Annotated in this window: 10 protein-coding genes and 1 pseudogene; 2 read left to right on the top strand and 9 right to left on the bottom strand. The window is 43.1% G+C overall.

Features of this window, described 5'->3' with window-relative positions; all coding sequences use genetic code 11:
- Window positions 1-4 precede the first annotated feature (4 nt).
- Both EXT43_RS01305 and EXT43_RS01300 read right to left on the bottom strand, forming a co-directional pair.
- Window positions 5-847, bottom strand: coding sequence for a pirin family protein (locus tag EXT43_RS01305; RefSeq protein WP_062566500.1), 843 nt, complete (start codon window positions 845-847; stop codon window positions 5-7).
- An 88-nt stretch (window positions 848-935) separates the two neighbouring features.
- Window positions 936-1,898 carry a YihY/virulence factor BrkB family protein gene (locus tag EXT43_RS01300; protein ID WP_130166195.1) on the bottom strand — a complete coding sequence of 321 codons (963 nt, stop codon included), beginning with the start codon at window positions 1,896-1,898 and terminating at the stop codon, window positions 936-938.
- Between the two features lie 122 nt (window positions 1,899-2,020).
- On the opposite strand from EXT43_RS01300, the gene EXT43_RS01295 reads away from it, so the two are divergent.
- On the top strand, window positions 2,021-3,100 hold the full coding sequence (locus tag EXT43_RS01295; protein ID WP_130166194.1) for a mechanosensitive ion channel domain-containing protein: 1,080 nt from the start codon (window positions 2,021-2,023) through the stop codon (window positions 3,098-3,100).
- Between the two features lie 18 nt (window positions 3,101-3,118).
- Here the strand turns inward: EXT43_RS01295 and tatA are convergent.
- The 3 genes and pseudogenes from tatA to agaR form a co-directional block, all read right to left on the bottom strand.
- Window positions 3,119-3,268, bottom strand: a pseudogene (tatA, locus tag EXT43_RS01290) (twin-arginine translocase TatA/TatE family subunit); the annotation flags it as partial.
- A 54-nt stretch (window positions 3,269-3,322) separates the two neighbouring features.
- Window positions 3,323-6,139 carry a TonB-dependent receptor gene (locus EXT43_RS01285; RefSeq protein WP_062566503.1) on the bottom strand — a complete coding sequence of 939 codons (2,817 nt, stop codon included), beginning with the start codon at window positions 6,137-6,139 and terminating at the stop codon, window positions 3,323-3,325.
- A 315-nt stretch (window positions 6,140-6,454) separates the two neighbouring features.
- The gene (agaR, locus tag EXT43_RS01280) at window positions 6,455-7,219 is read right to left on the bottom strand and encodes a transcriptional repressor AgaR (protein WP_054561067.1); all 765 of its coding nucleotides are present in this window, start codon (window positions 7,217-7,219) and stop codon (window positions 6,455-6,457) included.
- A gap of 160 nt (window positions 7,220-7,379) precedes the next feature.
- Here agaR and EXT43_RS01275 point away from each other — a divergent pair, with 160 nt between their 5' ends.
- Window positions 7,380-8,711 carry a sugar MFS transporter gene (locus tag EXT43_RS01275; RefSeq protein ID WP_205990947.1) on the top strand — a complete coding sequence of 444 codons (1,332 nt, stop codon included), beginning with the start codon at window positions 7,380-7,382 and terminating at the stop codon, window positions 8,709-8,711.
- Window positions 8,712-8,741: 30 nt separating this feature from the next.
- Here EXT43_RS01275 and EXT43_RS01270 read toward each other — a convergent pair whose 3' ends face one another.
- From EXT43_RS01270 to EXT43_RS01255, 4 genes are read right to left on the bottom strand one after another with little or no spacing between them, the layout of a single operon-like run.
- Window positions 8,742-9,254 carry a hypothetical protein gene (locus tag EXT43_RS01270; RefSeq protein WP_130166193.1) on the bottom strand — a complete coding sequence of 171 codons (513 nt, stop codon included), beginning with the start codon at window positions 9,252-9,254 and terminating at the stop codon, window positions 8,742-8,744.
- Window positions 9,247-10,941: a GMC family oxidoreductase gene (locus EXT43_RS01265; RefSeq protein ID WP_130166192.1), complete on the bottom strand. Its 1,695-nt coding sequence runs from the start codon at window positions 10,939-10,941 to the stop codon at window positions 9,247-9,249. The genes EXT43_RS01270 and EXT43_RS01265 overlap by 8 nt, the downstream gene beginning before the upstream one ends.
- Before the next feature lie 13 nt (window positions 10,942-10,954).
- Window positions 10,955-12,118, bottom strand: a complete 1,164-nt coding sequence (nagA, locus tag EXT43_RS01260) for an N-acetylglucosamine-6-phosphate deacetylase (protein ID WP_130166191.1) — start codon at window positions 12,116-12,118, stop codon at window positions 10,955-10,957.
- Window positions 12,096-13,019, bottom strand: coding sequence for an ROK family protein (locus EXT43_RS01255; protein ID WP_063529024.1), 924 nt, complete (start codon window positions 13,017-13,019; stop codon window positions 12,096-12,098). The genes nagA and EXT43_RS01255 overlap by 23 nt, the downstream gene beginning before the upstream one ends.
- Window position 13,020 lies beyond the last annotated feature (1 nt).

Here is a 13,020-nt window from a genome sequence, read left to right as displayed (position 1 = left end):
CCTCCTATAGTGTGCCAAATTTACCTAGCTGATAGTCACGCACTGCTTGCTGTAACTCAGCTTGGGTTGTCATTACAAACGGGCCCATATGAGCGATTGGTTGCTTAAGCGGCTCACCGGCTAGGATCAACGCCCCAGCACCAGTTTGCGAGTTAAACTCAATGTTACTGCCAGGCTCTAAAATCAATAAGCTGCCAGCTTTAACTGGACCGCCCTGTTCAGTATGAATTTCTCCAGTATGGATATAAATCATCACCTTAGTTTGCGCTAATGGTGCATGGTAAAACTGCGTACCAGCCGGTAAAGTCACATCAGCAAGCATGCCATCAGCGGCGAGGTCTTGTAGGCTAGAGTCCTGCTTTTCACCGGCAAACTGCCAGCTTCCTGCCAACGCTTTAAGCTCAACACCTTGCTCATTTTGAGTCGTTGGTGCTGGCGCTTCAGTGGTATCTTGATAACGTGGTGCTCTTAGTTTCTCGGCACTTGGCATATTGAGCCAAATCTGAAAACCGTGCATGCCTTCTTTAGCATCTGCTAATGGCATTTCACTGTGGATCACACCAAAACCTGTACTCATCCATTGCACATCACCAGCACGAATCGCTTTTTTGTTACCCATTTGATCTTGGTGCTCAAAGCCACCTTTAATAATATAAGTAAAGGTTTCAATACCACGGTGAGGATGCGCAGGAAAGCCGCCCATAAAATCACTGTGATCATCTGACTTAAGCTCATCGATCATTAAAAAAGGGTCTAAATACTTGCCATCAAAGCCAGGAATACGACTGATGTTTACGCCGTCACCATCTTGTGTGGCATGACTATTTAATTGTTGAATCACTTTCATAACTTTACTCCCGTAAATTGTATGAAATGATTGTAGGCGCTAATTTAACTAACAACCATGAGTAAAATTAGCGCTAATCATTCTATTTTTAAGAATGCTCATTTTGTTGTCTAGTTAACCTATCAGCGACTGTAGCACCCCGCTCTCCAACTTCTTTCTCTGGCCCTATGGTGCTATCGACTAAGGTTTGTTGCTCGGCGCTGGCATTAATGGCGGCACCAAAAATAATGATGTATGCACTGATATAAAGCCACATCAACATGATCACCACACCACCTAACGAACCATAAGTTTCGTTATAACTCGCAAATTGCGATACATAATATGAAAAACCGATTGATGCGATGATCCACAGTAAGGTGGCAAGCATTGAGCCTGGGGTGATCCAGCGCCATTTGGCAGGCGTTCTGTGAGGCGCATAACGATATAAAAATGCTAAAGCGCAATTAAAAATAATGGCTAATAGTGGCCAAGTAATAAGCTGAATCATTAAATCGATAAGCTCAGTTAAGCCAACTAAGTTAAGCACTATTGGCAAAATACCAATGATCAATAACGCCACCAGCGCAACCACAATAGCACCTAACGAAAATAAAAAACGCACCACTAATGCCATAAAAAACTGGCGCTTATTGCGCTGATGATAAGTAATGTTGCAGGCAGTGATCAGTGCTTGGCAGCCTTTACTGCTACTCCAAACAGTCAATAATAAAGTACCTATGGCACTGGCACTCAATACCTTTTGCGATTGCTGAGTGATACCACTAACCTGTAGCAAAATGATGTCACGGCTACTTTCAGGTAAAATGGCAATCACTTTATCAAGCTGATCATAAATATCTGTTGGCGAGGCAAAATATGCATACACAGAGACAATAGCCGCCAGCGCAGGGAAAATAGCCAACAGAGCATAAAATGCCACGCCTGCCGCCACAAAAGATAAATTGTCTTGTGATAGGTTGTGATAAACCCGCTTGCAGATATCCCACCAGCCTCGCATTGGGATCTCCATTGGTGAGCGAGCTTGGTAACCTCGGTTGTCCTTACTCATAAGCGACCTAAAAAATTGCTTTAATCACTCTCAAGCTGCAAACAACTTGCCAGTAATAATGGCGTCTGAATTGCATTAAGCTAAGCTTATAAAAACAGTATAAAGGTCCATGGAGTGGTGCGATGAATTATTATTTACTTATTAAAAATCAATTGGCTAGTTTGTTTACACCGACAGTTTCAGTAACATCGCAAGCAATCCCTGAGAGCTTATCTTGGCAAGACTTAAACTCTCAAATTACGCAGTTTTTACATACTACATGGCAAATGTTACCTGCACTAACACTCGGTATTGTAGCCATCATTATCTGCTACTTATTAGCTCGTCCTTTATCGTATTTATTAATCAAACCGCTTGGCTTTGTCAGTGAAAGTAAACTTTTACATGTGGTAACTAGGCGCTTTTTTAGCATCATTATCATCTTGTTTGGGGTGTACTTATTTTTGCGTCTTGCAGGGCTCACCAGTTTTGCCGTGGCGATTATGAGTGGTACTGGCTTAGTCGGGCTTATTTTAGGTTTTGCTTTTCGCGATATTGCCGAAAACTTTATTTCAAGTATGCTGCTTAGTGTGCAGCGCCCTTTTCGTATTGATGATGTTATCGAAGTTGATGGTCGTTTAGGGGTAGTTAAAAAGGTTACGGCTCGCGCCACCACCTTGGTTGACTTTGATGGTAATCACATTCAAATTCCCAATGCGACCGTCTATAAAAACGTCATTAAAAACCTCACCGCAAATCCTAAAATGCGAGGTCACTTTAACGTTGGCATTGGCTACGATAATGACATTCGCTATGCCCAACAATTAGCAATGAAAGTGGTTAATCAAAACCCTGCTGTTATTAGTGATCCGCCAAGCCAAGTGTTAATTGATTCATTAGGCTCAGCGACTCTTAATCTAACCATTTATTTTTGGGTCAATAGTAACGAACACAGTACTATCAAAGTGGCATCACAATTAATGCGAGAGCTGGTCAATACCTATTTAGCAGAGCAAATAAGCATGCCTGATGATGCTCGCGAGCGAATTATTTTAAATAGCGAAAACGAGACCGAGCAGCCAAACAATAGTGTAAGCGCAGAGCCAAAAACAGCAAAATCACTCGACGACCATAGCCTTGATGACGTTAGTAGTGATGCCGATGATATTCGCGAACAAGCCGATCAATCTCGCGACCCTGAGCAGGGTAGCAATATAATTTAAAGTACTTGCGAACTAGGCTTCATCATTGGGTTTATCTTGCATAGCACGCTTAAACCCTTTGACTGACGTCCCTAAATCTCCACCTATTCGAGATAATTTTTTTGTGCCAAATAACAGCACCACAATTGCAGCAATAATGACTAATTGCCAAACACTAATTCCTGCCATAACAACCTCATTTAAAAATAAAAGCGCCCTTACAGGCGCTTGTAAACACTAAAATTAGAAACTAGCTCGAACACCCAAGGCTACTTGAGTACCAAAACGCTCTAGATAACTCACTTGGTCAGTACGCTTGGTGTAACCCCAATAACGTTCATTCGTTAAGTTCGTTGCTTCGGCAAACACTGTGAATTGGTCACTGATGTTATAGCTCATGCTGGCATCTAACTGACCATAATCAGAGATCCAATATGGACCACCCCATGCATCAGGATCCGACAAGAACTTGCTGCGCCAGTTATACGCTAAACGTGCTTGGAAACCATATTGCTCATAGTAAACCACGGCGTTATATGAGTTTTTCGACATGCCTCTAAATGGCAAACCTGATTCTTTTAGCTCTGGTTCATCGTAACTACTGTCAACATAGGTGTAATTAAGCTGAAAGCCTAAGCCATTGAAAGGTTCGGGTAGTAAGTTTTCGAGCGACTGCTGATAAGCAAACTCAGCCCCTTTGATCGTTGCACCGTACTTACTCTTACCAGGGTAAGATGCAAAGTAACGCACACCTTCAATTTCAACTGGGCTTTCGACGTAATCGATAAATGATTTCAGGTCTTTGACAAACACCCCACCACTTAACGAGCTGCTGTCTTCAAAGTACCACTCTAAGGTCATATCGGCTTGATTAGCTTCTTCAGGTGTTAACGACGAATCACCCATAGAAAGTTGTGGTAAACCTTCACGATACGTATCAAAATTTGGCGCAAGCCACGGACGTAAGTAGCTTAAAGATGGGCGGCTAATCACTTGTGCCGCAGAGAAGCGGTAAATTAAATCATCGGTAATACTAAGCTTAAAGTTCATGCTTGGTAAAATGTTGCTGTAATCCCCTTTAAATGATTGCTCAACAGTTTCGCGCCAACCATTTTCAAGTGGTTTACCATCTTCTTGTAAGTCAATTAACGATAGATCATAAACCGACCCTTTAGAGCTCACTTCAGTTTGCGAGCCGCGAATACCAACGTTTAACATATACGGCATATTTGCAAGAGTGCTCTCGAGCGTCACTTGCGCATACGCAGTTAGAACTTCTTCGGTTACCTCATAAGTGCCCGATGAATTGAGCGATGCAACAATACTCTTATCGGTTGCTTCAGCATTAATTGAGCGATAATAAGCAAGTAACTTATCGTAGTCGAAACTTGGCCATGGCTCAGGTGTAATGCTACTTTCACCCTCTAAGAAGTTATCGAAATTCGCCTCAACAAACACATCACTTGGGATTTCAAAGAGGTTAAAGTCACCAACATTGACCACGGTGCTGTCATCGAATTCATAGCCATCGCGTTCTAAATATTGACCACCATTACTGAATTGGCTGGCATTTTTTGATGCATATTCAAGCTGACTTTTAGTTTGTTCAAGGTAAGTTAAACCAAAATCAACACGGGTCACTAAATCGCTTTCTGGCACAAATGTACCGGTAAACTTAAAGTCATTAACCGTGTCTTCAACCCCAGTACCTGTATTACGGCTATAGTGAGCACCGTATGATTGATCCGCAGTTAAGCCCGGCGATAAGGTCACATCTGGCAGCATATTACCCGTGGTGTAATCAATCCCAATTGAGTCAATAAAACCACGCGCAACAATAAAGCGGTTATCACCGCCGTTTTCGTTTTTCGCTCTTGAATGGGCAACATCTACAGCCAGTGTTAGGCCATCCATTGGATACCATTTAGCATTAAGGGCAAACTGATAAGTATCGGTTTTACGTGGGTTGGTTAAGTTGAGTAGCTCCACCATGGTGTTACCGGTTTGCGTCATTGATACTACACGGCCTGTGTCATCAAATTCTGCATCAGTAAACACTGGCGTGCCTGGCGTCCAGCTTTCATCATAGTTAACAAAACCGATTTGATAACGATGACCATCGGTGTTGTAACGTGAATAAAGAGCATCAAAGTTAATGTCTAGGGTATCTGTTGGGCGCCATTGCATTGCTAACGTCGCACCGACGCGTTCACGCACATCCTGCGCGTTGGCAAAATACATGTAACTCGGGATTTTTGAGGCAAATATTTCACTTTGCCCATCAATTTCTCCGTTGCCGTTCATGTCGACTGGCACACCTGCGCTGTCTGCCCCCCAACCTTCTTCTTCGTCAAAAAAACCGCTTGCCGAGTATGTGTCTGCACGTAAGGTTTTCTTAGAATACGCACCCGAGAAAAGCACACCAAAAGTATCATCATTAAAGTTGTCACCGATGATGAATGAAGCATGCGGGTGTACATCGCCTGTTCGAGATTCATAAATCCCTTTTGCTGAAGCGCTCAAGGTAAAGCCATCTTGGTCTAGTGGTTTACGAGTTTCGATATCAACGACCGCACCAATGCCCCCTTCAATTAAGCGTGCTTCTGGTGACTTATACACTTGTAGTGCCCCCACTAACTCTGAAGCAATCGTATCAAAGTTAAAGTCGCGGCCTGAGTTTTCAGAAGCCAGTTTACGACCATTCAACGTGGTAATGTTGTAGCCGCCACCTAAACCACGGACTAAAATATTTTGCCCCTCACCGCCATTACGAGTAATGGTGATGCCCGGAATACGCTGCAATGCTTCCGCTAAGTTTTCATCGGGGAACTTACCGATGTCATCAGCGACAACGACATCAACAACCGTCGTTGCTTCTTTCTTTCGAAAGTTTGATTCTTTAATACTGCTACGGATCCCTGTAACTTCAATAACCTCAACATCCTCTTCGGCCTTACTATCGTTTTCTTGTTGCTGGGCCGTCGCAGCGAAACTGACTGATGAGGCCAAAATCGAGCTTATCAGCACGCTCAAATATTTTTTTCTAGTTGTTGTTGCCATGATGATTTCCTGTTTTTAAATGTTCAGATTTTTTCACCATAAAAATGGTAATGAGTAAGGCCTTATATTTAATCTATAACAAAATGAAACAAACTAGCAACAATTAATTACCTAGTGAAACTTTCGATAGTTACGAATTAAGTTTCAAAAACAGCAAAAATGGCTTCGCATGCCTTTAAAGATGGGGAGTTAATTTCGAAAGTTACGATAATGATTTTTTCTGAAGATTTTCTTTTCGGTGGGGAGATTCGGTTTTTACGAACAATAAAAAAGGCGGCAAAAGCCACCTTTCAATAGTTCTATTTAACTAGAGAGTTAAACGGTAATCACTTCGATACCTAAGCTCGTTAATGATTCAACGAACTCTGCTGGCATATTTTTGTCGGTGACCAGCACATCGATTGATTTAAGCGGCAATACATTATACAAAGCACGCTTACCAAATTTACTTGAATCAGTGACTGCAATGACTTTATCTGCGCGGGTGCACATGGTGCGATTCAGCATTGCCTCGGGCTCATAATGAGTGGTGATCCCTGCTTCTGAGTCGATACCATCAACCCCTAAAATAACCTTTTTAAAGTTATATTTACTAAGTGCTTGCTCGACTTCATTTGAGTAAAAAGACATTGATTTCTTTCGTAATTGCCCACCCAGCATAAACACATTTGCATCTTCAATATCAGCCAGTACATGGGCAATATTAAGGCCGTTTGTCATCACAGTAAGGCCCTGCTTATTGGTTAATGCTTTGGCAACTTCTTCTGTGGTGGTACCAGAATCAATAATCAATGAATCGCCATCATCAACCAAACTTGCCACAGCTTTCGCTAATAACACTTTCACTGCGTAGTTTTCGTTATGCTTATCTTTTACCGAAAGCTCTTTAGCCAATTTATCGCAGGCAATTGCCCCACCACGTGAACGGACAACTAAGCCTCGTTTACCGAGCTCGTTAAGATCATGGCGAATGCTAACCTCCGAAATATCAAAGGTCTTTGCAAGATCTTTAACATTTACTTTGCCATTTTCCTCGGTCATCAGGACGATTTTTTGTCTTCTTTCTATTGTGGTTAGCATAGCTGGCCTGTTGTTTTAATAGCTGCTTTCAAATTTGTAGTTCAATATTACACAATTTACAGTTTCAAAGCCAAATTTAGTTTCGAAATTAAATAAAACTTTCAAAACTTACGAATTTTGTTTTATGATTATTTCACAACAAACTTCTTTGGTGACAAAAATGACAACACAAAGCTCACTGTTAGAGCAAACAGAACACACCAATCGCACGCAATTACTGCCTATGATGATTATAGGTGGCTTGTTTTTCTTATTTGGTTTTATAACCTGGCTTAACGGCTCCTTGATCCCATTTTTACAAATGGTCTGCGATCTCAACCATATTGAAGCTTACATGGTGACACTGGTGTTTTATATCGCCTATACCGTTATGGCACTGCCAAGTGCTAAGATTTTGCAAATATTCAGCTATAAGCATGGTATGTCGTTTGGTTTAGGTACCATGGCATTTGGTGCACTGTTGTTTATTCCTGCGGCACAAATTCAGGCTTACTGGTTGTTTTTGGTTGCCTTATTTACTTTAGGTAGCGGCCTTACCTTATTACAAACCGCTGCGAATCCTTACATCGTGCTTATTGGCTCTAAAGACACAGCAGCCGTGCGCATTAGCATTATGGGTATTCTCAATAAGAGTGCTGGTGTGGTGGCTCCATTGCTCTTCTCAGCGATTGTATTTAGCGACATTGCCAACTTTAGCCCAGAAGCTCTGGCTCAATTAAACAGCATTCAAAAGCAATTACAGTTACAAGAACTGGCTAATCGTTTAATTACTCCTTACCTTTTAATGGCAATCGCATTAGCAATATTAGCGGCGTTAATCATGCTGGCCCCGCTACCTGATATTGAACAACCAAAAACCAGCAACAACAGCGAGAGTAAATCAGTCCTGCAATTTCCACACTTAGTTTTAGGCGTGATAGCCCTATTCTTTTACATAGGTGCAGAAGTCATTGCCGGCGACACTATTGGCCTTTACGGCAAAGAACAAGGGGTATTGCAGTTCGCAGAACTCACCTCTTACACCATGGGCTTTATGGTGCTGGGTTATGTTTTAGGTATCGTGTTAATTCCTCGCTTTTTTAGTCAGCAACAGGCGCTGATATTTTCCGCGTTAAGTGGTTGTATGTTTTCACTTGGTATCATTTTGATTGAACCGCAACAAACTGCGATTGCAAACGTAGTGCTCTTTTGGCTTGCTGATAACAGTTTTCCAGATACCGTGTTATTTGTTGCATTACTTGGCTTATCGAATGCGCTGGTATGGCCGACCATTTGGCCAATGGCCCTTGCAAATCTTGGCGATAAAACCCAAACCGGCGCGGCATTACTGATTATGGGGATTTCAGGTGGCGCGCTATTGCCTTTGGTATACGGTGTATTTGCAGAATATACGGGCAATGCACAACAAGCTTACTATCTGTTGATCCCTTGCTATGCGTTTATTCTTTATTACGCACTGATTGGTCACAAACTAACAAGTTGGCGTAAGTAAAGACATGGGCAGGCTTAGTTGTTTTAATATTTAACTAGCCTGCAATTTTTCTGATGTGAAATAGCCCAGTAGCAAAAATTCACGCACGGTAAAAATACACTTATAAATTAAATACTCGTCACGCTTATCAGGGCTCACATCTGAAAGAGATAAGGCTTGCTGCGCTATTATGCGCTGTTGCTGCAGTGAAGAAATAGTAAATAAACCTGTGAGTTTATCTGCTAATTGCGAAGATGAAAGAGCACCTTCTGCAATCAGCTCTGCGCCTTTTAAGCATGCCGTACGCTCAGTCGTAGTTAGTGTATTTGCTAGCATTAAATCTGTGAAAGCGACTAAATTAAAATACAGTTGCTCATTTGGCTCCAGTTCTAAAATAACCGCCTGCATTTGCGTGACCACATCCCGATGCGCCACTGTTTTAAGCACCTCAAAATGATTGTCATCCACTTTATCAAATAGCTGAGTCGCAGCCACTGGCGTAATAGTCGCACCGAATAATACAGCTAAACATTTAATGGCATTTCGCCTTTGTAGATCAGCCATTGAACACCCCATTTTGATAATGTCGTGCAGCATGATCGGCGGCTCTTGCAGTAAATGCCATATAGGTTAACGAAGGGTTCTGATAACCCGACGAGCACATAAACGAGCCGTCAGTGACATAGACGTTACGCACACTATGAATTTGGTTGTAACGATTAAGCACTGAGGTTGTAGCATCATGTCCCATGCGCGCAGTTCCCATTTCGTGGATGGCTTGCCCCGGCGCTGAGCCTTTATCGTACGCTTGCACATTTTGATAACCAGCTTTGCTGAGCATCTCGACGGCTTGCGCTTTAATATCCTCGCGCATGCGCTGCTCGTTTTCAGCAAATTGGCAATCAAAATTAACTAAAGGTAATCCCCATTGATCTTTTAATACCGGATCTAAGCTCATTTTATTACGATGATAAGGCAGGCATTCACCAAAGCCTATTAATGCAACTTGCCAAGGCCCAGGTTTGGCAAGCTCTTCTCGAAAAGCCTTACCAAAGCTAAGTTCTTTAAAGCCCCGTCGCCAATCTTTTCGTGTTGCGTATCCTTGATAGCCATAGCCGCGAATAAAGCTATGCTGCTCGTTATCATCAAGGTTTCGAAAGCGCGGAATATGAAAGCCAACGGGTCTGTCGCCATCATTAAAGTCATCAGCAAAACCTTTTGGTTCACCCGTTGCACCAACCCTAAAATGGTGATCCATGAGGTTATGACCAAGCTCTCCACTATCGTTCCCTAAGCCATTAGGAAAACGTGCAGAGGTTGAATTTAATAACAAGGCTGTTGTTGCCACCGTTGATGCGCAGCAAAAAATGATGTTCGCTTGCGCGATACGCTCTTTTTTAGATTCAGCATCAATTACTTTCACACCTGTGGCTTGCCCGCTTTCTGGATTGTAAATAATCTCTTTGGCAATGGAGTGAGTCTGAATAGTGAGTCGCCCAGTACGCATCGCTGCAGGTAAGGTCGAGGCTAAACTACTAAAATAACTACCGGTTGGACAACCCCGCATACAGCGGTTGCGCTTGCTGCATGGAGCACGACCTTGCTCAGGCTTTGCCTTAGTTAAATGCGCAACTCGCCCGATGGTGAGGTGCCGATTAGTGTAGTGAGTTAATAAACTTTGTTTAAGCTGCTGCTCTACGGCATTAAGCGCAAAAGGAGGTAAGTAAGGTCCATCTGGTAGCTGAGGTAAGTTCAGCGCTTCGCCAATAACCCCGATATAGGCTTCGACTTTATCGTACCAAGGCGCAATATCTTGATAGCGCACAGGCCAATCAACGCCGTGACCATCTTGTTTGTTGGCTGCAAAATCTATATCACTGAGGCGCAAGCATTGCCGCCCCCAAGTTAATGAGCGCCCACCAAGATGATACCCTCTGATCCAATCAAAACGCTGTGATTCTTGATAAGGGTGCTGCAAATCATTCACAAACCAGTGTTTTATTGATTGCTTGGTGGCATAGCCAGTGCGTGCTTGTTTAGCTTGGTTGCGCTTTTCTAGCAAGCTGGGCCTGTCGCGAAATGGCAGTTGCCAATCGTCTTTAAAGGCAGTGATATAGTCAGTACCATGCACAACCTGCCTGCCACGTTCCAGCAGCAGTACATTGAGCCCTTTTTCGGTTAGTTCTTTAGCAGCCCAGCCGCCAGTAATGCCACTGCCAATAACAATGGCATCGAATACTTTTGCCTGCATTCTCACTTAACTTTTAAAAGATTTGCTTACCCGCACAGATTGTTGCTTGAACAGAAAAGTCTTTATCGAGCAGGGCAAAATTAGCCTGTTTACCTACCGCAATACTGCCTATTTGCTCCGCTTTATTTAAAAACTCAGCGGGTACTAAACTGGCCATGTTAGTTGCTTCGACTAGGCTTGCGTCGGTTAGGTTATAAAAGCGCTCAACGCCAACTTCCATGGTTAATGTACTGCCAGCTAAAGAGCCGCTCTCAGTTCTTGCAACACCTTGCTCAACCACAATAGGAAGCTCACCTAAACGGTAGCGACCATCTTGTAAGCCTCCGGCGCTCACACAGTCTGTGATCAGAGCAATTTTATCTGCCCCTTTTAAACGGTAAACCATGTTCATGATGCTCGGATGCAAATGAATACCATCAGGAATAAGCTCAACCATGGCATCGTTGTCCATCAATAATGCGCCAGTACAGCCGGGATCACGATGATGAATACCGCGCATACCATTAAAAATATGCACACCACCGAAGGCTCCATGAGCAAGAGCTTGTGTTGTTTGCTCAAAATTAGCATCTGTATGACCCAGCATCACACGCACACCCTTATCGGTGATATAGCGGATCATGTCGGGGGATTTAAGTAGTTCTGGCGCTAACGCAAATGAGCTTAAGCAACCTTCACATGCGGCATAAATTTCATCAAATCGCTGTTTAGTAAGCTCTAAAAAAAATGACTCGTTATGCGCGCCTTTATGAGCTTCGGCAAAGAATAAACCTTCGTTATAAGCCCCTAGCAACTGCGCTCCAGCCAAGCCTTTTTGATAGGCACTCGCCATATTTTTATAAGCTTGAATTGAGACGTCCCAGTCTGCAGTCACCGTTGTGCCAACAAAACCCGTTACGCCATGCTTTGCTAAAGAACGAGAAATAGTCTCTAGTGATTCAGGGGTGCCGTCCATAATATCGCAGCCTTCCCGGCCATGAATATGTAAATCGATAAAGCCCGGAAATAAACTGTGCTCACCTAAATCAATTACCTCGACCTCGGGCGCTATTTGCGTAGTAATGGCAGTAATTTTACCTTGCTCGACCAAGACCACGTGATCGAGTAAAACCGCATCAGCAGTCACCACTTTTGCGGCTTTTAAGTAATAACGATTAAGATGCGTTGGAATTAGCATGAACACTTCCTATTATTGCAGCGCCTCTTACGCCGCTAGAATCACCAAATTTTGCGCGCTTCACTTCTGGCACGGCAAAACCTGAAAATAAATGAGTTTGAATCGCGTCAGGGAGTTTTTCTACTATTGCATCAATGAGCGACAACCCGCCCCCAAGCACAATTACTTCTGGGTGCAAACTTTTACTAATAGCAGCAAAGGTTTCGCCAAGAATATCTAAGTAACAGGCAAGCACCTTTAAGGCTTGTTCATCACCACGTTTGATATCGTTTGCCCATTCAATCGCTGATTTAGGAGATTGCGTAATATGCTGGTACAAGGTTTGTACGCCGGGCCCTGCAATATAACTTTCTACACAGCCATTTAAACCACAGCCGCATTTCAAAACAGGCAGCTGGTATTTTTGTTGTAGATACGCAGACAGTGGTAAATGGCCGTACTCCCCTGACATGCCCAAACCTTGGTTAAACAAGGTTCCATCAATACACATACCGCCCGCCGCACCAGTGCCAACAATGGCACCGAATACTCTACTATAACCTTCACCAGCTCCGCCATTTGCTTCTGATAAAGCGAAACACCGGGTGTCATTTAATATCGCAACAGGGCGTTTTAATAATGCTTGAAGATCGTTGGCAATCACTTTACCTGTGGCACACGGCACATTAGCCGACAGCACTTTACCTTCATCATTAACGATACCTGGCATACCGATGCCCACCGCACCTTGGCAACCCGATAGCTCATCGGCTTTAATTACCTGCTGATAAATTGCGTGCAAAAATTGCTGATAGTCATCCGTTGGCGTAGTAATACGCCAACTTTGCTGTTGCTCTAAATTATCATTAAAAATGGCGGTCTCTATTTTTGTACCACCAATATCGAGTCCGTAAACAGCCATA

This window comes from Pseudoalteromonas sp. CO109Y, assembly GCF_004208935.1.
GTDB lineage: Bacteria > Pseudomonadota > Gammaproteobacteria > Enterobacterales > Alteromonadaceae > Pseudoalteromonas > Pseudoalteromonas shioyasakiensis.
Note: the sequence above shows the minus strand (reverse complement) of the source record. Positions and strands in the feature narration are given on the sequence as shown.

What these genes read in the sequence shown, in the direction of transcription:
- EXT43_RS01305 (WP_062566500.1), bottom strand. Translation starts at nt 847, where the DNA reads ATGAAAGTGATTCAACAATTAAATAGTCATGCCACACAAGATGGTGAC.
- EXT43_RS01300 (WP_130166195.1), bottom strand. Translation starts at nt 1,898, where the DNA reads ATGAGTAAGGACAACCGAGGTTACCAAGCTCGCTCACCAATGGAGATC.
- EXT43_RS01295 (WP_130166194.1), top strand. Translation starts at nt 2,021, where the DNA reads ATGAATTATTATTTACTTATTAAAAATCAATTGGCTAGTTTGTTTACA.
- EXT43_RS01285 (WP_062566503.1), bottom strand. Translation starts at nt 6,139, where the DNA reads ATGGCAACAACAACTAGAAAAAAATATTTGAGCGTGCTGATAAGCTCG.
- agaR (WP_054561067.1), bottom strand. Translation starts at nt 7,219, where the DNA reads ATGCTAACCACAATAGAAAGAAGACAAAAAATCGTCCTGATGACCGAG.
- EXT43_RS01275 (WP_205990947.1), top strand. Translation starts at nt 7,380, where the DNA reads ATGACAACACAAAGCTCACTGTTAGAGCAAACAGAACACACCAATCGC.
- EXT43_RS01270 (WP_130166193.1), bottom strand. Translation starts at nt 9,254, where the DNA reads ATGGCTGATCTACAAAGGCGAAATGCCATTAAATGTTTAGCTGTATTA.
- EXT43_RS01265 (WP_130166192.1), bottom strand. Translation starts at nt 10,941, where the DNA reads ATGCAGGCAAAAGTATTCGATGCCATTGTTATTGGCAGTGGCATTACT.
- nagA (WP_130166191.1), bottom strand. Translation starts at nt 12,118, where the DNA reads ATGCTAATTCCAACGCATCTTAATCGTTATTACTTAAAAGCCGCAAAA.
- EXT43_RS01255 (WP_063529024.1), bottom strand. Translation starts at nt 13,019, where the DNA reads ATGGCTGTTTACGGACTCGATATTGGTGGTACAAAAATAGAGACCGCC.